Genomic DNA, 19,024 nt, shown 5'->3' with positions numbered 1-19,024 from the left:
CTCCGCGACTTTGCAGTCTCAACTAGCGGAGAGGAGCATTGTTGCTAACCGAGGACGCCGGCAGCGCCGACGCCCTCGGAAAGGCTTACTTCGACTGTCCGACGCTCGGCGCCTTGCCGAGCTCCTTGGCCATGTCGAGATGGTGGCGCAAGGCAGGCAATGTCTTGCCGGCCCAGTCCTTCAGCGCGGAATTATCGCCGCCCTTCGCGTAGCGATCGAACAGCGAAATGGCGTCCTCGTGCGCGCTGACCTGATAGGAGTCAAAGTCTGAATTGAAGTCCTTGCCCGCAGCACTTTTCAGCTTGTCCAGCTTGCTCTGATGCGAGCTGTCGAGCGCGGCGGGCAGTGTCGCTTGCACCTTGCCGTCGCTGACGAGAGCTTTGAGCTCACTGCTGGTCTTGGTGTGGTCCGTCACCATCTGCTGAGCGAAGCTCTTCTCCTGCGCGTTGCCCTTCTGCTCCGCGAGCTTGCTCGATTCGATCTCGAACATGTCGCTGACGGCGACTTCCTTGACAAAATCGGCAGTCGTCGGCGCGACACCGAGCGCCGAGTTCACGCCGGTCTTCTCGCCAAGCGACTGGGCGAGCGCTGGTCCTGCAAGAAGCACGCAGGCTGCGGCGATAATTGTACGTTTCATAGTTCGGGCCCTCTGATTGGACGCGCGGCTGCGAGCCGCGCGATCTTTGCGCCGATCAACACGGCGCCGGGAGCGATGTTCCTAATCCGTCGGATGGCGACCGGTGCGGGGATTGATCGGATCAGTCGGCTTCCGCCGCAATCGCTCCGGCAGAAATGGCTCGGACGGCGAGGCCGAAGGAACAGCGCGCACATCGGCATGATGCTGCGCCCGCTCGTGCGGCGTCTGGTTGGTATTGACCTGGCGCTTCACGTCGACGCCGTCGACGGGATCGTTGACGCCATGCTGAATGTCGCGGAAATCGCTCATGGTTCACCTCATTCGTTTCCGGGCATGATCTTTTCCAGCACCTGCCGTGCAGCGCCCATGATGACGCCGCTCTCATTGGGGTCGCCTTTCATCAGGGCGAGCGAGAAGTTTTTGGCCTGCTGCAACGTGATGTGCGGCGGGAGCGGCGGCACCTCGGGATCGGTCTTCACCTCCAGCACGACCGGCGTCTCGCTCGCCAGCGCCTGCTCCCAGGCGGAGCCCAGAACTTGCGGGCTGTCAACGAAAATGCCGGTGAGACCGATCATCTCGGCAAACCGCGAATAGGACACGTTCGGAATCTGCTGCGAGGCCTCAAACTTGGGGTCCCCATTGATGATGCGCTGTTCCCACGTCACCTGGTTGAGGTCTTCGTTATTGAAGACGCAGACGACAAAACGCGGATTGCGCCAGGACCGCCAGTATTTCGCCACGGTGATCAATTCGGCCATGTTGTTCATCTGCATGGCTCCGTCGCCGACCAGTGCGATCACTGGTCGCTCCGGATGGGCGTATTTCGCGGCGAGCGCGTAAGGCACCGCGGTGCCCATCGAGGCGAGGCCGCCGGAGAGCGAGGCGATCATGCCGCGCCGGATCTTGAGGTCGCGCGCAAACCAGTTGGCGCAGGAGCCGGAATCGCTGGTGATGATGGCGCGCTCGGGCAGGCGCGGTGACAGTTCCCAGGCGACCAGCTGCGGATTGATGGGAGCTGCGGGCTGATGGGCGCGGTCGTCCAGCGTCTTCCACCATTTGGCCACGTCGTCCTCGATGCCCTTGCGCCAGGCGCCGTCATTCTTGGGCGCGAGCCGCGGAAGCAAGCTCCGCAACGTCTCCGCGGCATCGCCGACGAGGCTGACTTCCATGGGGAAACGGATCGACGTCATGCCGGCATCGATGTCGATCTGTACGCCGCGCGCGGCACCTTCTTTCGGCAGAAATTCTGCATACGGGAACGCGGAGCCAACCATCAACAGTGTGTCGCAATCCATCATCATGTTGTAGCTGGGCTCGGTGCCGAGCAGGCCGATCGAGCCCGTCACCCACGCCAGATCGTCGGGCAGCGCCGCCTTGCCGAGCAGTGCCTTGGCGCAGCCGGCGGACAAGCGGTCGGCGACCGCGATCACTTCGTCGGTCGCGTGCAGCGCGCCGGCCCCAATGAGCATCGCGACCCTCTTGCCGGCGTTGAGCACCTCCGCGGCGCGATCCAGCTCGGGCTCCCGCGGTATCACGCGCGGGGCATCGTAGCCAACGCCGGAATGCAGGGTGCCGTGCGCACGGGGCGGCCCTTCATAAGGTTCTTCCTGCAGGTCGTTTGGCAGGATGATCGCGGTCGGGGCGCGGCGCGCAAGCGCGATGCGCACGGCGCGATCGATCAGGTGGCGTACTTGAGCTGGTGAGGCCGCCTGCTCGACATACGCGGCCGCGACGTCCTTGAACATCGAGACGAGATCGAGTTCCTGCTGATAGCTCCCACCAAGCGCGTTTCGCGCCTGCTGGCCCACGATCGCCAGCACCGGCTGGTGATCCAGGAGCGCATCGTAGAGACCAGTGATGAGATGTGAGGCGCCGGGCCCCGATGTGGCGATACAGACGCCAAGCTCGCCGGAAAACTTCGCATAGGCGCTGGCCATGAACGCGGCCATCTCCTCGTGCCGGGCCTGTACGAAATTGATCTTTGCTTCCGCCCGGTTCATCGCGCCGAAAACGCCGTTGATGCCATCGCCGGGATAGCCGAAGATATGGCGGACGCCCCACTGATGCAGACGCTGGACAATGAAGTCGGAGACGGTCTGGGACATTGTGGGGCAACTCCCGCTTTCCTGTTCGAACACGGAGAACGGCGCGTTTCGGATGATGTTCCTGCGCGCCTGGCGGATTGCTGAGCCGTTTAACGTCGGGCACGCGCCTGGTTCCTGCGTTCCCACCGACACTCCATTTTGGGAACCGGGTATAAAGCCCAACATCGGTTCGCACTCGAAGCGCCCGTGCCCCTCTCATGAGACCGTGGTTCGGCTTAGGATCAAGGATGCGGTCAGACAACGTCGCTGAAGGGCTGTAATGCGCGTCTTGATGTGTCGGTTCTGGCGAACTTGAAGACAATGAAAAGAAACAAGCTGCCGAGCTCGGCAGCCCATTTTTCGTTGTCAGGCCTTAAGCCGGAATGTTAGCGACCGGTTGGATCTTGGCTTCTGCCCGGACGAACATTTTGAGGGCCGCCTTGGCCGCTGTTGACCTCCGTTGGATCCGGCACCCGCAGTGCCAGCACCGCTGCCTGTGCCACTTGTGCCGCCGCTAGATCCGCTACCGGCCCCGGAGCCTGTTCCTGCACTTGCGCCGGCTCCAGCGCTAGCACCCGCGCCAGCGCCTGCTCCGCCGCCCGCCTGCGCGTGGGCCAAACCGATCGACGCACCGGCAAGCAACGTACATACAGCCATCGAGACAATTGCCTTTCGCATTTTTCAACTCCGTTTAACGTTGATGCTAATCAACCGAAGCTTTATCGAACGTTCCTAAGAACCGGCGTGCCGCGTCGATGATGCTGAACGTCACGGCGCCTGCCGCACAAGCCACTTTGCTGAGTTGCTTGCAATCGATTTACTCGCGTCGCATTTTTCGGTCGCTTACCCCCATCTCAATCTGAGATTTGGTCGTGGGCAGCGTTGTGTCGAGTGCGACTGAGTTGATTGTTGATAAGCAGGCCCCATTGCCTGCTACGGCAGAGGTCGGGGACCCCCGACACGGCTTTTATGCCAGCGATTAGAATGGGCCATCCATTCGGCAATCGGCTCGCCATCGCGATGCCGGCCTCCGGCCTCTGCGCCGGCCCAAGCCGCGACAGCCCCGAATAACAATGCTGCAGCCGTCGAGAAGGCAATGATAATGCTCGCCGCACGAGCCCTTGAGATCGCGCTCTTGGCATTGGCCAACGTTGTATCTACTCGCCTTTCGGCCTCCGGCGCTGCCAGCCCGGTCAACGCCGTGACCTGCTGAACAAGATAGGCGCGATCCTCGGGAAGGACCCCGCTGTGGCTCGAAGCGGTTGCCAGAACTCGCGCGGCTTCAGCGCGCTCACCGGTCAGATCAACGTTCGGCGGCCGCCGAGGGGCACGGAAAAGATGGTCGAGCTCGTAACTTAGGACAGATGGTTCGGTAGCCGACGGCGGCTGCGTAGTTGCGGAAGGACGGTTTGCGGCACCGACTATTAACGCGGTTAGAACGGCTCCGATCAAGACCGCCAGCGCCCAGGCAGCAACGCCGTGCAATCCGTCGCGCGTCTCGATGTCGTCGGTCGCCGAAGCGTAGGGTGGCCGGACGCGCCCGGCAAGATAGCCGCCGCAGCCAAAACTGATAAGGGATTGGAAGATCAGGTAGACACCCGACAACAGCCATAGCGCAACGGAGGCATCCCTCCAGGTCGGCGCAGCGGAGGCCATGCCTAGACCGAGCGCTGTTCCAAAGGAGATCAGGATCAGCGACAACGCCGTCGCGGCGAAGGCTCCGACAATGACGGACGTCCACTGCAACCCCCACGGCCCGGTCAGGCCGGTGGCTGGGAGAGCCTCGGTTTCGATCCCGGAGAGCGGTTCAATGGTCATGGCGTCTTACCGAAGACCGAGCAGCGACAGGATGAACATGACGACTACGATCAGGCCTACGAGATAGATGATCCCATTCATGTGAAGTCCTCCTCTTCGCGACTTCAATGCTAGGCACGCGATCAGGTTCCTTGCTGGACCACAATCTGCCGCCTGTAATCAAGGAAGGCCGCGTTTCCCGATGACCGAGTAATCATCGGAAGGACTGCAGGGTCGCTTCAGCTGTCGCTCCCGTCCGGACGGGGCGCCCCGGACAGAGGCGTCAGGTTTCATCGGGCCTGGAAAGACACCGCGAGCCGGTGCCGTTAATGCTACGCCGATGCGCCTTTTCGCACGATGATCGCTGGGACAGGCAACAGCCATCAACATAAGTCGACTCAGCATGGCGTGCTCGGTTCCTGACCAACGTGTTTCAGGCGCCCGTACCCCAGCGTTTGGCGCGAACGGCGTGATACCGCGCATTCGTCTGCGGCTTGATGAAGAGAGCCGCGACGCTCGGATGCTGTCTGCGTATCTCGGTCTCGATCGAGATGACGCACCGCTCGATATCATCGGCGCGCTTGTCGTCCGCGAACTCGACGCTCAGCGCCGCGACGACCTCGGCCGGCGACAGTTGCACCGTCAGCAGCCCGTTGGCCCGGAGCACGCCGGGTGACCGTCGCGCGATGTCGAGGATGGATCGTGATAGATCTGAATGAGCGGGTTCGCCGATGAGCAGGCTCTTGCTCTCCCTGGCGAGCCCGATGGAGGTGATGCCCAAGAGAATGCCGATCAAGATCGAGCCGACACCGTCCCAGATCGGCTGGGCGAACAACACCGCAGCTGCGGTCGCGACAACCGCAATAACGATGCCGACCAGCGCCGCGCTGTCCTCAAGCAGCACCATGAAGGCGGGCGGGTCCTTGCTGCGGACGAAGGCCTCGTACCACCCGAAACGCGAGGTCTCCGACCGGAAGCGCCGCCAGGCGAAAAGCCACGAGATACCCTCGAATACAAAGGACATGCCGAGCACGATGAAGCTGACGATGGGATCTTCGATCGGCTCCGGCGCGGTGACGTGGAGGACGCCTTGATAGAGTGAGACGCCCGCTCCGAACGCGAAAATCAACAGAGCGACAATGAAGCTCCAGAAGTACAGCTCGCGCCCGTGGCCAAGCGGATGGGATTCATCGGGCGGACGGCTCGCGCGATGGTAACCGTAAAGCAGCAGCACCTCATTGGTGGTATCGACGACCGAGTGCACGGCTTCGCTCATCATCGCCGAGCTTCCGGTCCAGACAGCAGCTCCGATCTTGGTGATGGCAACGAGGAGGTTGCCGACGAGCGCGGCATAGACGATAGTCTTCGACGATCCTTCCGCCGTCTTGCTCACCCGATGACATCCTCAATTGACGACCGCGATCAACCCGCGGCCATTGGCAGCGACAGGCATGTCGCTGCTCATTTCGGATCCGGATCCGAGAGTTCGGCCCCCGGGTCCTCAAACCGACCGCTGCGGGCGAGCTTGACAGCACGGCCCAGCGCCTTGGCTGTATTCAGCACTTCCTGCTGAAACGCGCGGTCTTCGTCCAGTTCTCGGTGAGAGGTCGCATATTGTTCCATATAGCCGATATAGCCGTCCGTCTCACCGAAGCGGCCGGCGGAATTCAGGTGCATATCGGTCAGCCAGTCGGACAACATTCGACGCACGCCCTCGGCTCCGACGCTGTCGCCGTGAACGATGAGGCCGAAATGGCGGCCGGCGAGATGACGCGGATAGGGCCAGCCCTTCAGTTCGAGCGCCTTGGCTTCGGCGGCTTTCTTGCCGTGCGTCGATGTCGGATCCGGGTTGCCCCCGTCGGCGCAGACCAGGCGATCCATCATCGCCTTGAGGCCGCCCGGCACGTGATACCAGTTCACCGGCGTCACGATCAGGATGCCGTGGGCGGCCACCCAGAGCGGATAGATTTCGTTCATCCAGTCGCTGGTCTGACCGAGCGAATAGTTGGGATAGCAGCTGCACGGCCAGTGGCAGAGCGGCATGGCGGTGGAGACGCACGACTTGCAGGGATGAATATTCTTGCCAAACTCCGAGGTCAGGCGGGAGAGATCCAAGATGTCGACGGCAAAGCCCATCTCGACGAAGACGGGCTCGGCGAGCTTCACCATTCGCCAGGTCTTGGACATCTCGCCCGGACAGGTGTGCTCGCTGCGCGCCGAGCCGTTGATGACGAGGATACGCGGCGGCGCGCCAGCGTCGTCGTGCCGGCGCTGTGCCTCGAGGATTGCGGTACGCGTCGCCAGCCAGTCAACGGCGAGATCGTAGTCAGGGTCGGCGAACCCCACACCCGCCTTCCGCGTCACTGGTGATTTGCGCGAAAAGCTATAGGCATCCCAGGCAGCCCCGACGATCGCATCGAGTTCCCGCTTAAGCGGGGCGAAGGCAGGATCGACGAACTGGCTCCTGTAACGGCTCTCGAATTCCTCACGCGACAGCTTGACGGGCGGCATCCCCTTGCGAACGTCGACTTCCGTCATGCTGGCCTCCTCGGGAGATCGGTGCGACTCGACCAACCCGAGGCGCTAAGCGCGGTTCCAAGCTTGCGTGGTGCAACCAAGACGCCCTGGCAACGTTGACGCAACGCACCGCCGGGTGACAACCGGACACAACGGGGACGATGAACGTGACGCATTTTTCCGGTTTCTGCCCGCGACATCAACGCATCGGTACGCGCTGACATCTGACCTGTTCCCGGCGCGTGCAGCCTTTACGCTGCAGGCCTTGCACCTTCCCGCCAGAACTCGGCCAGCTCTTCCGCCGTCACGAGATCGACCTGACCATGAAAGCGGGTGCGGTACATCGTCATGAGCGCATCGTGACCCACATCGGACGAGCTGCACAGCGCGTCCTCGACGATCACGACCCTGAAGCCGAGATCGACGGCGCTTAGCACCGTCGAGAGCACGCAGACATCGGTTTCCGCGCCCGATATTACCACTGTACTGATGCTCTTTTCGACCAGCAGGCCCGCAAGGTGCGGATTGCTGAATGCAGAATAAGCCGGCTTGTCGACGATGCGCGCCGGAGGAACGTAGTGCGTCAGCGCCGGCACGATGTCGAGAGCCGATGGTGGAAGATGGCTGCGGGTTGCCTGCCGCCAGTGCCGAAAATAGGTTTACCACTGTCCGGGGCGATCTTCCGGCTCCTGCGGCGTGATGAAGCGCGTGAAGATCGTCCTGTCCTGATGGCGCGAGACGATCTCCACAATCGTCGGCAGGACCCTCTCCATCCAGGGCGTTTGCCAGAGGCCGCCTGGCGCAAAGATATTCTGCATATCGATGCAGAGGTGCACGGCATCCTGGATCTTGACCACCTCGGACTTGCTGCTTCTCATCGACCCGACCGATATTCTTCCAGCGCCCGCGCCAGATAGGACGCCGTGCGGCTCGACTTGTGCCGCGCGACCTCCGCCGACGGTCCCGCTGCGACGACCTGCCCTCCCTCATCGCCGCCACCAGGCCCAATATCAATCACCCAATCGCTTGCAGCGACGACGCTCATGTCGTGCTCCACGACAATCACGGTGCTCCCCGCTTCCACCAGTCCGTCGAGCTGAACGATCAGCTTCTCGACGTCGAATGGATGCAGGCCCGTGGTCGGCTCATCGAGGATATAGATACTTCCGGACCGCTGGGCGCGCTGAAGTTCTGTGGCGAGCTTGACCCGTTGCGCCTCGCCGCCCGAAAGCTCCGTCGCCGGCTGCCCAAGACGGATGTAACCGAGGCCGACTTGCCGGATCACATCGAGCGATCTCGCAATCTTGGCATTCTCGACGAAGAATGCATGGGCCTCATCGACCGTCATTCCCAAAACGTCGGCAATCGACTTGCCTTTGAGCTTGATCTGGAGCGTCTCCCGATTGTAACGCGCACCCTGGCACTGTGGACAAGGCGCATAAACGCTCGGCAGGAAAAGCAGCTCGACGCAGACGAAACCCTCGCCTTGGCAGGTGGGGCAGCGCCCCTTCGGCAGGTTGAAGGAGAATCGCCCGGTATCAAACCGGCGTCGGCGTGCCTCGTTCGTCTGCGCGTACAGCTTTCGCACGTCATCGAAGAGACCGGTGTAAGTCGCCAGATTGGAGCGCGGGGTTCGACCGATCGGCTTCTGGTCCACGACGACCAGACGTTTCAGGCGATCGAGCCCTTCAGCGATGTTGCCGATCGAGGTCTCGACCGGGGCGCGTTCAAGGGCATCTTCGTCGTCATCGTCCGGCGCATGGGACTGGCCAAAATGCAGACTCAGCGCCTCGACGAGAAACTGGCTGACGAGGCTCGACTTGCCCGAGCCCGATACGCCGGTGACCGTCGTCAATACGCCCAACGGGAATGCGACGTCGATAGCTCTGAGATTGTTGCGCGTGACGCCGCTCAGCTTGAGCCATCCCTGCGGCGTACGCTCCTTTTGCTGGGGTGGAACAGCCTGACCAAACAGATATTTTGCTGTGCGCGATCTTTCTACGGATTTCAGTCCATCGATCGGGCCGCTGTAAAGGACCTCGCCGCCATGCCTGCCCGCATCGGGCCCGACGTCGACGATCCAGTCCGCGTGGCGCACGACGTCCAGTTCGTGCTCGACGACGAAGAGCGAATTTCCCGCCGTCTTCAGCCTATCGAGCGCACGGAGGAGTGCCTCGGTGTCAGAGGGATGGAGCCCTGCGGACGGCTCGTCGAGCACATAGACCACGCCAAACAGGTTGGAGCGTACCTGCGTCGCCAGACGCAGGCGCTGGAGTTCGCCCGGAGACAGGGTAGGCGTGCTCCGTTCTAGCGTGAGATAGCCGAGACCGAGGTCTAGCAACACGCCAAGCCGGGCGCTCAGATCTTGCGCAATTCGCTGCACGACGATCGCCTTCTCCGGATGAGCCTTTTGGTGGCCAGCCCTGCCGTCGCCATAAGGCTGCATCAGCGTCGCCAGCTGCTTCAGTGGCACGCGTGCCATATCGGCAATATCAATGCCGGCAAACTTGACGGACAGCGCCTCGGGCTTCAACCGCTTGCCATGGCAGACCGAACATTCGGTGCTTAGCATGAATTGCGCCACCCGCTTCTTCATCATCGCACTGCTCGTGTTGGCGAATGTCTCCATGACGTAGCGTCGGGCGCCGGTGAAGGTGCCCTGATAGCTTGGCTCTTCCTTCCGCCGCAAAGCCCGCTGGACCTCCTTCAAGTCATAGCCCGCATAGACCGGAACCGTGGGCTGCTCGTCCGTAAACAGGATCCAGTTTCGCGCCTTTTTGGGAAGCTCGCGCCACGGCTTATCAATGTCGTAGCCGAGTGTCGTCAGGATATCGCGCAGGTTCTGGCCGTGCCATGCCGTCGGCCATGCCGCCACAGCGCGCTCGCGGATGGTGAGGGTATCGTCCGGTACCATGGATCGTTCGGTCACATCATAGACGCGACCGAGACCATGACACTTCGGGCAGGCTCCCTCCGCCGAGTTGGGCGAGAAAGATTCGGCATAAAGGAGCGGCTGCGACTTCGGATAGTCGCCGGCACGCGAATAGAGCATCCGAATCAGGTTCGACAGCGTCGTGACGCTGCCGACGCTGGATCGCGTGGTGGGTGATCCCCGCTGCTGCTGCAGCGCGACAGCCGGCGGCAGACCCTCGACCTCGTCGACTTCAGGCACGGCCATCTGATGGAACAGGCGGCGGGCGTAGGGCGAGACAGATTCGAGATATCGTCGTTGCGCCTCCGCATACAGCGTCCCGAATGCCAGCGATGATTTTCCCGAGCCGGAGACGCCGGTGAATACCACCAAGGCGTCGCGCGGAATGTTCACGTCGACGTTCTTCAAATTGTGCTCGCGCGCACCGCGCACCCTGACAAACCCGCGAGCGGGTTGCCCCGCGCCCTGTTCCAGCTTGTAAACCTTGTCGTCCATCAATCGCCGCCAATACCGTTAAGGCAGATAACGGGCCCGAAATCCCAATGATCCACTCGCGCGGTCACTTGGAACCATTGCCAATCGCGCTGGTTCGTTCCAACGATCGCCGGATAGGCGCATTTTTCTGTTCCCATACTTGGTCGACAAGTCCATGAGCCATCTCCGTATGCAGCTCGCGCCACGATGTTATCGCGTGGACCACGATGACACTGCCTGCGCAAGCAGCCCTCTCCAGTACACAACTCGAGCAGGTCACCCTGGCGCCTCGCTAATGCACAATTGCCTCTGAAAAATCGGGCTGTACGACCTACGCGAGCGCGGCGCGCCGCTGGAGTATTGGCTTGGTAGCGTGCCGACTGGCGGACTACACTTGCAAAACACTCACTCTGCGGGCTGGCGATATCGATCGTGTCGAACGCGCTGGCCGATACCGCCAAATTCGGGTTGGCCACCCTCGCGGCCTGCGAACGCCTGATCACTCGCGCTCCATCAGGAGCGCCGTTTCACCCCGCGTGGATGCGCCCCTTCATCGACCTGTTTGACATGATAGTTGGCCGGAAGGAGCTGGCCGCCTTCCTCGTCCGCGACCGGAACATCTGTGACGAGCCCCTCGATCAAGGCCGCCTCCCAGACCTCCTTTTCCGTCGCGAACGGGTTACCGATTTGTCTTTCGCCTTCAAAAAGTGCGTACATGTTGCCTCCTACGACTAGATGCTGATCAGCGCGATAACGAGATCCGGCCGCTTCTTGCGGCGCGGATGAACCACGGTTTCCGTGATCGTCACCTCGAGCGTTGGCTGCACCGATCCAGACAGAGGGTCGGCTCCGCGCAGCGTGCCATCCTGCAGGCCGAGCACAGATTGAAGATGCAGGCCGGCCTTGCTGTCATCGCCTTGCGCGACGTCGCCGAGCAGGCTCAGCACCTCGCATTGCTCGTTGTCTTCGATCGGCTTGAACGTCTTGGCGGCAAACTCGAACCAGCCGACCTTCGCTTGTGAAAAAGCGCCGATCGCCGAGACCGAAGCGCCGGTAATATTCTCGCGATTGGCGAACTCCGTGATGGATTCGAAGGCCTCCTCGCCCTGATCCAGAATGAAGACAAAGACCCGCTCGACGCCGCCGTTAATCGCCTTCGATTTCATCCAAAAATCTCGCTGTTGTGATATCCGCTGTGCGATGCTCGGTCCGGTCAAGTGGCCGAGATCGGCATCTCTCACGCTTCAACGACACGGCGCACGCAAAGGAGACGACGACCGGCGCTGCGCGGCTATTCTTGAGGCGGTTGTCCATTGGAGGCGGATACGCCCCCGTCCACCGCGACGTTGGCACCAGTCATGAAGCTCGCGTCGTCGCTTGCCAGGAACGCGATTACGGCGGCGACTTCCTGCGGTTCGCAGACGCGGCCCAACGGAATCCGCTCGGCGAACTTCGTCAGCAGCTTCTTGTCGTCCATCATGTCTTCCGTCATGCCCGTACGGGTGAGACTCGGACAGACCCCGTTCACGCGGATGCCCTTCTTGCCGAGGTCCAGGGCGAGGGCACGCGTGAGATTGACGACGGCGCCCTTCGCCGCGTTGTAGGGGCTCATGCCCCAATCGCCGCCGGTTCCAGAGACCGACGCCGTGTTCACGATCGAACCTTTGGTCTTTTCGAGGTGGGGCAGCGCCGCGCGGCAGCCGTAGAACACGCCATCGATGTCGGTCGACATCACCTTCCGCCATTTCTCGTCGGTGATTGAAGCCGGATCTCCGCCTTCATGGACGCCGGCGTTGTTCACGATGACGTCCAACCGTCCGAAGCGGCCGATGACGGCCGCGACCATTCCATCGACGGCACGCGAATCCGACACGTCGGCCGTCTGAACCATGACCTGGTCGGCGGGCAGGCTGTTGGCCACCTTTTCAAGTGAGGCTTCATCGCGGTCGATCAGCGCCGCTTTCGCGCCTTCCGCGACGAAGCGGCGCGCCGTAGCTTCTCCGATACCGGAAGCCGCTCCCGTGACGATGACGACCTTGCCGTGGAACCTGTCGACCATGCGAAACTCTCCCGCTGCTTTCAATCCTCATAACCGTCGTCGCGACGATCGGGTCCTTAATTCCCGCCCGATCTACCTTTTCAGGAACGATGTTCGAGACGATCGATTGTTGGACAAAACCCCGAAACGAAGGATTGGACTCATGGATCTGACCGGCAAAAAGATCGCCATTCTCGCCACGAACGGCTTCGAGCAGGCCGAGCTGGAAGTGCCGCTGGAGCGCTTGAAGAAGGCTGGCGCGACGGTCGATGTCATCTCGCTCGCCGCAGGCGAGATCAAGGGCTGGGACAAGAAAGATTGGGGTCGGCCCGTGAAAGTCGACAAGACTCTCGACGAAGCATCGGCCGCCGACTACGACGCGATCGTATTGCCTGGCGGGCAGATCAATCCGGATCTTCTACGCGTCGAGCCGAAGGCGTTGAAGTTCATCAAGGATATATTCGATGCCAAGAAGGTCGTAGCGGCCGTCTGCCATGCCCCTTGGCTTCTCATCGAGACTGGAATCGCGAAAGGTCGCAAGATGACATCCTTCAAGTCGATCAAGACCGACGTCGCGAATGCCGGTGCGACGTGGGAGGATGCTGAGGTCGTCGTCGACCAGGGCGTCATCACCTCCCGCAACCCGGGCGATCTCGAGGCCTTCTGCGCCAAAATCGCGGAAGAGGTCAAGGAAGGTCGACACACCCAGCGCACCGCGGCCTGACGACGATGAAGAGCGCCAAGATATCGGGCGAGGCTGGCTCGGAGACCCGTGTCGCAATCCTGGAATCCGGCGAGGAAGCATTCACGACACTTACGAAATTCGCCAACGACGCCGGCATCACGGCGGCGTCGCTCACGGCCATCGGCGCCTTCGAAAGGGCGACCGTTGGCTGGTTCGACTTCGAGAAGAAGACCTATAAGAAGATCGAGGTTGCGGAGCAGTGCGAGGTGCTGAGCGCGATCGGCGATATCGCGGTTGGCGACGACGGAAAGGCGAGCCTCCACGTCCATGTGGTCCTGGGTCTAGCCGACGGCTCGACCCGCGGCGGTCACCTTCTCGAAGGAAAGGTTCGACCGACGCTCGAGGTCGTCATTACGGACACGCCAGCACACCTCAGACGCAAGAAGAAGCCAGATCTCGGCATAGCGCTGATCGATATCGCGAAAGGAAAGACGTGACGGATCGGTGTGGGCGACGTCGAACAGACCGACGCGTCGCACTAGGTTTCGTTCTTTCGATACCTCTCGCGCGTGACCTCTTCGGCCACGCGATCCAACGCCCGATCTCGATAGCGATAGCTGAGGACGCCGTAGATCAGCGCCGTGAGGAGCACAAGCGCCCCAAGGAAAAAGACGGCTTCGAGGCCCATCTTGCTCTCCTTTCGGTGACCTACGCCGCACGGCGCTTTCTGGTCTTGGCCGCTTTCTTGGCGGACCTCGAACGCTCCGACGCCGGCCGCTTGGCCGATGCTGCGCCGCCCAATCGGCCACCCTTCCTGGACGGCGAATGATCTTCCTTCGTGGCGCGACCCGAGCCGCTCTTCTTCCCGCCGTGGGTTTCCTTGTTGACGGTCGCCCAGGCGCGCCGCTCGGCTTCCTTCTCCGGAACCCCGCGGTGCTCATAACCCTCTTCGATGTGTTCGGCCTGCCGCTTCTGCTTGTCCGTGTAACTTGACTTGTCGCCACGAGGCATGTCGTTGCTCCCGTCTATTGGAATATTCGTTTTAAGACTGAGAAGGGCTGCCAGTTCCAATTTCGGGATGTCTCTCAACTCTGGTGCGATGCGAGGTCCAAGCATGCATGCGACGGCGCGGCCCCGCTGCTCGCCCGCTTATCGGTAGGAGAGCAACGGCGGCGCAGTTAGGCGGACTTCTTGATCGCCTCCGCGAGCGTTACGCGAGCCACCTCGGTCAATCCAGATAACGTCTTGTTTCCTTGGACGGCGCAATCGAGAAGCTTTTGTGCGATCTCCCGCCTGATTTCGTGGTCGCCTCCATGAGGAAGAGATCGACAAGCTTCTTCGAGGGCGACATCGAGATTGGCCATCGTCCGGTCGTCTAGCGCTTTCATGGATCGTCGTTGCTCCGGGTCGGCGGCTGCGGTCCGCGCGTGTGGGTCCATTCGTCCATGTGGGACGCGATGTCTGCTTGGCGGACTTTTTTGAGCATCTCTTCGCGATCGGTACCTGGCGGAAGATTCGATGCTTTCTTGAGGGCTTCCTCGGCGAAATTGGCGAGCCGGTCTTTGAGGGAAATTGATTGCTTGAAACGACGCCGTTTCGACATGGCGCAGCTTCCTCCTAGGGCGGGACCACAACGGTGCTCTCGTCGCCGATAGTTGCCTCGGGCCGTTCGGCGACGGGCTAAATTTAGGTCCCGGCGGGCGGAGCTGCCAACAACAAAAACGGCGGCGGTCGAACGCCCAAATTCTTGGCCGGCGTTTGCGGTGCCGCAATGGCCGACAGCTCTGCACCGCGACCGAGCGCGCTAAAATTTTTTTCAATCCGCACCTTGAAACGACTTCTCGCTTTTCTAATTGATTTTTCGCCGCGAGAGCGGTGTGCCGGGCGCCTTCACGGGTCCGGCGCGGGCGCCGGGCCGGGTACCAGACCCGCTCTGATTCCAGCCTTGCGCTCCTTGTATCCATCTTGCTCTTTGGAGGACTTGGTTATGAGGACCACCTTTGACTTCGCGCCCCTGTGGCGCTCCACCGTCGGCTTCGACCACCTGGCCGACCTCGTCGACAGCACGCTCCGCCAAGCGAGCGAAGACCACTATCCCCCGTACAACATCGAACGCACCAGCGAGGATCACTACCGGATCTCGGTCGCCGTCGCCGGCTTCGGAGCCGACGACATCGCCGTTACGGCCGAGCAGAATGCGCTCACGATCGAAGGCAGGAAGCCCGAGGAAGCGGCCGGCGAATACCTGTACCGGGGCATCGCCGCGCGTCCTTTCCGGCGCGTGTTCAACCTCGCCGACTACGTTCAGGTGAAGGAGGCCTCCTTCCGCGACGGACTGCTGATCATCGATCTCGTCCGCGAGGTGCCGGAAGCCATGAAGCCCCGCCGGATCCAGATCGGAAGAAGCGGCGCCTCTGCCGCCTCGCAGATCGAGCAGAAGAAGGCGGCCTGACGCCTGATCGAGGTTCCCAGCGGAACGCGGCGCGCGCAAGCGTAGCCGCGCTCCCTGACCCATGCAACGAAGGAGAAAAACCATGGCAGTTCGGGATCTCATTCCCTGGTCCAGAAACCAGGAGCTCGCGCCGGCGCGCGGCAGGCACGATCCGTTCATGACGCTGCAGCGCGAAATGAACCGGCTGTTCGACGATGTCTTCCGCGGCTTCGGCGGCACAAGCCTGTCGCCGCTGATGGAAGGGCAATTCGGCTGGCCCAAGATCGAGCTCAGCGAGACCGACAAGGCGCTGACGATTTCGGCCGAGCTTCCCGGCATGGCGGAGAACGACGTCCAGATCGAAATCGCCAACGGGGTGCTGACTATCCGCGGCGAGAAGAAGAGCGAGCGCAAGGACGAAGGCAAATACTTCACCGAGCGCTACTACGGCTCGTTCCAGCGGCAGATCGCGCTTGAGGACGTCGCGGAGGACAAGGCCGAGGCTTCGTTCAAGAACGGCGTTCTGACGATCTCGCTGCCGAAATCCGAGAACCCACGGGCCGGCGTCAAGCGCATCGCGATCAACTCGCAGTAAAGACCATCACGGGCGGCGGTCGTCGCCGCCCGAAACCCATCCCGACGAAAGGAGCGTAAGGGAGGCAATCGATGACCAACGCCAACACGAACACCGGCAATCTCAATCCATTCTTCCATCCGGCCGCGCACTATGCGTCTCCGGAGGACGTCCTGAACGACGACGAACTCTCCGGACCGGAGAAGCGGATCATCCTGTCGTCATGGGCGTCCGACATGTTCGCGGTCGAATCCTGTCCCGCGCTACGCGAAATTCCCGGCATGGGCCACACGATCCGGCTCGCGGACATCCTCGCCGCGCTAAGGCGGCTTGACGGCGACGACGATCCCCCGCCCCCCGGGGGCGTGCCGATGCGGCTGCGGCGGCCCTGGGCCGCCGCCTTGCGGAGTCCTGCTGGGGCATGCTTCGGCGACGTGGGGCGTCTCGTTCATTGCATTCATGAGCGAGTTGGGTGACCGGCCCCGTGCAGCGAACGTAGGCGACACTCTGACGCTAATCTCGCGCCCGGCGCAGGACGGCCGATCCGGATGCTGCAGCGAGCCGGCGTTCCGACGGCAGCCGCCGAGCTTCTGCTGTCGCGGATGAGAGCGAAGGTCGACGACCTCTGCGAGGAGCGCGAGGCGCTCCGCAAATCCGGCGCCTCACTTACGCGTCGGTCTTAGCGATCGAGAAAGCGGAGGAACGAGCCCCTACCGATCGCAGTTGTCCTACATCATCGTTTTTAGGAGGAGGATGACGATGGAAACGGAAAGGCGTGAAACAGGAACGTTGATCGGTAGCGACAAGGTCGAAGGCACTGCCGTCTATGGCACCGACGCCCAGAAGATCGGCTCGATCGAGCGCGTGATGATCGACAAGGTTAGCGGCCAAGTATCGTACGCGGTTCTCGGCTTCGGCGGCTTTCTGGGCATCGGAGACGATCACTACCCGCTGCCATGGCAGTCGTTGAAGTACGACACGGGCCTTGGCGGGTACCGAACCAATCTCACCGCAGACAGGCTCCAGGGTGCGCCGAAGTATGGCAACGACAACGCCTGGGATTGGAATGACCCCGGACGAGCAAGAGCAGTAAATGATTACTATTCCGGGTTCTGACACCTGCCGGCAAGCCCGCCGCTGAGAGCGGGCTTGCCGGCGGCGATCAAGGCGTCAGCCGTCGGCAGAAACGCTCTGTCAGGAATTTGAAGGTGTCGGCGGTGCGAATACTCCTCGTCGAGGACGACCCTCTCATCCGCGAGTTCGTGGTGGAGGCTCTGCGAGAGGAAGGGTACCACGTCGTCCATGCAGCTAATGGCGAGGAGGCGCTGGCGTGGTGCGGGCGGCGGGTCGTCGACCTTCTCATCACGGACGTCAAGCTGCCCGGAAGCGTCGACGGATGGCAGATCGCCGAACGCTGCCGTGAGCATGATCCCGGACTCCCGGTGATCTATGCGACAGGGTTCTCGCCCGTCGCGCCCCGTCCGGTGCCCGGAAGTCTGATGTTGCAGAAGCCCTATCGTCCGGAGGACATCGTCAGGGCCGTCAGGCGGGTAGCTCCGGATCAGGCGTAGGCGCCGCCAACGCCGCAGCTGGAATTGCGCGAAAGGCGAGTTCGGGGGCGCCAAGCTGATCCAGAAATCGGCGACGCGCCGGGCGAGCGTTGCGAAGTTCGACTAATCCGGGAGCGAATGCTCGAGGAAGAAGCGCAGCATCTCCCTCGTCGCATCCGGCCCGCGCGGATCGGTGTAGGACCCGGCGGGACTGCCGCCCGACCAGGCGTGGCCGGCGCCGTGAACGTTCCAATGCTCGGAGACGACGCGCCCGTCCGCGTCGGCAAGGTTCGTGCGGGTGTAGGCGTGCCCATGGGGCACTCGTCCGCCGCTCACCTTCACTTTCAAACCTGCCGCCTTGACGGACTGCTCGACAATCCTGTCGCCGTTGTTCGGGTGCACCGTGGCGTCGCGGTCGCCATGGAAAACGATGGTCGGCACCTGCGGTCCGCCATCGGCATTTTTAGACCCGCCTCCTTGCCGCATGGCGACGAACGCGGAGGGAAGATCGCTAGCCGCCCCGCAGGCGAGGCCCGAATGGATCCCGACGGCCGCGTACAGATCGGCGTAGGTCGCTGCCATGATGGCGGCGGCCGCCCCGCCGGCCGACAGACCTGCGACGTAGACCCGCTTCTGATCGATCGGATAGTCCCGCATGACCTGGCGAGTGATGCCTGCGATCAACGAAGGCTCCCCGCCGTCCCGCTGCTGGTCGCCCGTGCGAAACCAATTCCAGCATTTCGCCTGGTTGGCTCCGCTGGGCTGCTCCGGATAGACCACGAAGCAATTCCGCTCTTCCGCCAGGAAGTTCATCCGGGTGCCTGCCGCGAAGTCGTCTGGCGACTGGGTGCAGCCGTGAAGCATGACCACGAGGGGAAGCGGCTTTTCTTGGGAGCGGCTCGGGACGAACAGCTTGTAGTTCCGGCTTCCATTCGTGCTGCGGAAGGTGCCTGCGATGAACCTCGTGCCTTCGGGTGCGATATCCGTCGCGGCAGGCGGAGCGCGGGTCATCGGACCACGCAGGCTGAGTGCGGAGAAGTCTTTCAAGCGATCGAACTGGGCGATGCTCTTGCGCTGCAAAGGAGCGGGAGAAACCCGGGCGGTTCGTCGGCTTTCCTTCTCCTCGACGACGTTGGCCTTCACGTCGATGGTCGGCGGCTCGAGCCGATCTGGCGGCACAAGAGCGTGGGACGGGTCTGGCGACTCGCCGCGGAGCATGCGCTGCAGGAGCGCGGTGGCCTCGACCAGTTGGCCCGCACGCGTGAGGCGCGTAGCCTCGGAAATCATGTTCTGATTCAGCATCGC

Annotated in this window: 22 protein-coding genes and 1 pseudogene; 7 read left to right on the top strand and 16 right to left on the bottom strand. The window is 62.3% G+C overall.

The features are described 5' to 3' along the window. Positions 1-85: 85 nt before the first annotated feature. The 11 genes and pseudogenes from AB7008_RS21030 to AB7008_RS20980 form a co-directional block, all read right to left on the bottom strand. On the bottom strand, positions 86-637 hold the full coding sequence (locus AB7008_RS21030) for a DUF4142 domain-containing protein (RefSeq protein ID WP_038959852.1): 552 nt from the start codon (positions 635-637) through the stop codon (positions 86-88). 81 nt (positions 638-718) lie between these two features. After that, entirely contained in the window at positions 719-946 is a 228-nt protein-coding gene (locus tag AB7008_RS21025) for a hypothetical protein (RefSeq protein WP_038959851.1), read from the bottom strand. Between the two features lie 8 nt (positions 947-954). Continuing rightward, a complete protein-coding gene (locus tag AB7008_RS21020; protein ID WP_038959850.1) occupies positions 955-2,742 on the bottom strand; it encodes a thiamine pyrophosphate-requiring protein in 1,788 nt (595 codons plus the stop codon). 912 nt (positions 2,743-3,654) lie between these two features. Then, entirely contained in the window at positions 3,655-4,539 is an 885-nt protein-coding gene (locus tag AB7008_RS21015) for a hypothetical protein (protein WP_038959849.1), read from the bottom strand. A 412-nt stretch (positions 4,540-4,951) separates the two neighbouring features. Continuing rightward, on the bottom strand, positions 4,952-5,911 hold the full coding sequence (locus AB7008_RS21010; RefSeq protein WP_212094302.1) for a cation diffusion facilitator family transporter: 960 nt from the start codon (positions 5,909-5,911) through the stop codon (positions 4,952-4,954). Positions 5,912-5,979: 68 nt separating this feature from the next. Beyond that, a complete protein-coding gene (locus tag AB7008_RS21005; RefSeq protein ID WP_259224642.1) occupies positions 5,980-7,056 on the bottom strand; it encodes a flavodoxin family protein in 1,077 nt (358 codons plus the stop codon). A 230-nt stretch (positions 7,057-7,286) separates the two neighbouring features. Next, positions 7,287-7,913 (bottom strand): annotated as a pseudogene (locus tag AB7008_RS21000) (cysteine hydrolase family protein). Further along, positions 7,910-10,462 (bottom strand): excinuclease ABC subunit UvrA, encoded by a 2,553-nt coding sequence (gene uvrA, locus AB7008_RS20995; RefSeq protein ID WP_441259452.1) that lies wholly within the window; start codon positions 10,460-10,462, stop codon positions 7,910-7,912. Before uvrA ends, AB7008_RS21000 begins: the two are co-directional and overlap by 4 nt. Positions 10,463-10,954: 492 nt before the next feature. After that, the gene (locus AB7008_RS20990) at positions 10,955-11,158 is read right to left on the bottom strand and encodes a hypothetical protein (RefSeq protein ID WP_080584260.1); all 204 of its coding nucleotides are present in this window, start codon (positions 11,156-11,158) and stop codon (positions 10,955-10,957) included. A 14-nt stretch (positions 11,159-11,172) separates the two neighbouring features. After that, positions 11,173-11,607, bottom strand: coding sequence for a PPC domain-containing DNA-binding protein (locus AB7008_RS20985; protein ID WP_038959844.1), 435 nt, complete (start codon positions 11,605-11,607; stop codon positions 11,173-11,175). Between the two features lie 125 nt (positions 11,608-11,732). After that, complete coding sequence (locus AB7008_RS20980; protein WP_038959843.1) at positions 11,733-12,500, bottom strand: SDR family NAD(P)-dependent oxidoreductase; 768 nt, start codon at positions 12,498-12,500, stop codon at positions 11,733-11,735. A gap of 142 nt (positions 12,501-12,642) precedes the next feature. On the opposite strand from AB7008_RS20980, the gene AB7008_RS20975 reads away from it, so the two are divergent. Next, positions 12,643-13,203, top strand: a complete 561-nt coding sequence (locus AB7008_RS20975) for a type 1 glutamine amidotransferase domain-containing protein (RefSeq protein WP_038959842.1) — start codon at positions 12,643-12,645, stop codon at positions 13,201-13,203. Positions 13,204-13,208: 5 nt separating this feature from the next. Continuing rightward, the gene (locus tag AB7008_RS20970) at positions 13,209-13,661 is read left to right on the top strand and encodes a PPC domain-containing DNA-binding protein (protein ID WP_038959841.1); all 453 of its coding nucleotides are present in this window, start codon (positions 13,209-13,211) and stop codon (positions 13,659-13,661) included. 41 nt (positions 13,662-13,702) lie between these two features. On the opposite strand, the gene AB7008_RS20965 is transcribed toward AB7008_RS20970, so the two are convergent. The 4 genes from AB7008_RS20965 to AB7008_RS20950 all read right to left on the bottom strand — a co-directional run bounded on the left by AB7008_RS20965 (position 13,703) and on the right by AB7008_RS20950 (position 14,767). Then, positions 13,703-13,852, bottom strand: a complete 150-nt coding sequence (locus AB7008_RS20965) for a hypothetical protein (RefSeq protein WP_157789259.1) — start codon at positions 13,850-13,852, stop codon at positions 13,703-13,705. A 20-nt stretch (positions 13,853-13,872) separates the two neighbouring features. Next, positions 13,873-14,175, bottom strand: a complete 303-nt coding sequence (locus AB7008_RS20960) for a hypothetical protein (RefSeq protein ID WP_038959840.1) — start codon at positions 14,173-14,175, stop codon at positions 13,873-13,875. Positions 14,176-14,342: 167 nt separating this feature from the next. Beyond that, positions 14,343-14,528 (bottom strand): hypothetical protein, encoded by a 186-nt coding sequence (locus AB7008_RS20955; RefSeq protein WP_244437059.1) that lies wholly within the window; start codon positions 14,526-14,528, stop codon positions 14,343-14,345. Between the two features lie 20 nt (positions 14,529-14,548). After that, positions 14,549-14,767, bottom strand: a complete 219-nt coding sequence (locus tag AB7008_RS20950) for a hypothetical protein (protein ID WP_038959839.1) — start codon at positions 14,765-14,767, stop codon at positions 14,549-14,551. A gap of 384 nt (positions 14,768-15,151) precedes the next feature. On the opposite strand from AB7008_RS20950, the gene AB7008_RS20945 reads away from it, so the two are divergent. The 5 genes from AB7008_RS20945 to AB7008_RS20925 all read left to right on the top strand — a co-directional run bounded on the left by AB7008_RS20945 (position 15,152) and on the right by AB7008_RS20925 (position 17,740). Further along, entirely contained in the window at positions 15,152-15,616 is a 465-nt protein-coding gene (locus AB7008_RS20945; protein ID WP_212094297.1) for an Hsp20 family protein, read from the top strand. 82 nt (positions 15,617-15,698) lie between these two features. Beyond that, the gene (locus tag AB7008_RS20940; protein WP_248889506.1) at positions 15,699-16,190 is read left to right on the top strand and encodes an Hsp20/alpha crystallin family protein; all 492 of its coding nucleotides are present in this window, start codon (positions 15,699-15,701) and stop codon (positions 16,188-16,190) included. A 71-nt stretch (positions 16,191-16,261) separates the two neighbouring features. After that, the gene (locus AB7008_RS20935; RefSeq protein ID WP_049813025.1) at positions 16,262-16,645 is read left to right on the top strand and encodes a hypothetical protein; all 384 of its coding nucleotides are present in this window, start codon (positions 16,262-16,264) and stop codon (positions 16,643-16,645) included. A 283-nt stretch (positions 16,646-16,928) separates the two neighbouring features. Beyond that, positions 16,929-17,285: a PRC-barrel domain-containing protein gene (locus tag AB7008_RS20930; RefSeq protein ID WP_038958306.1), complete on the top strand. Its 357-nt coding sequence runs from the start codon at positions 16,929-16,931 to the stop codon at positions 17,283-17,285. A gap of 92 nt (positions 17,286-17,377) precedes the next feature. After that, positions 17,378-17,740 (top strand): response regulator, encoded by a 363-nt coding sequence (locus AB7008_RS20925; RefSeq protein WP_080584090.1) that lies wholly within the window; start codon positions 17,378-17,380, stop codon positions 17,738-17,740. Positions 17,741-17,842: 102 nt separating this feature from the next. Here the strand turns inward: AB7008_RS20925 and AB7008_RS20920 are convergent, their stop codons facing one another. Further along, a complete protein-coding gene (locus AB7008_RS20920; RefSeq protein WP_441259451.1) occupies positions 17,843-19,021 on the bottom strand; it encodes an extracellular catalytic domain type 1 short-chain-length polyhydroxyalkanoate depolymerase in 1,179 nt (392 codons plus the stop codon). Positions 19,022-19,024: the final 3 nt, after the last annotated feature.

The organism is Bradyrhizobium sp. 521_C7_N1_3 (assembly GCF_052075975.1).
Taxonomy (GTDB): Bacteria; Pseudomonadota; Alphaproteobacteria; order Rhizobiales; family Xanthobacteraceae; genus Bradyrhizobium; species Bradyrhizobium japonicum.
The sequence above is the reverse complement of the archived record's forward strand: the minus strand, read 5'-3'. Positions and strand labels throughout refer to the sequence as shown.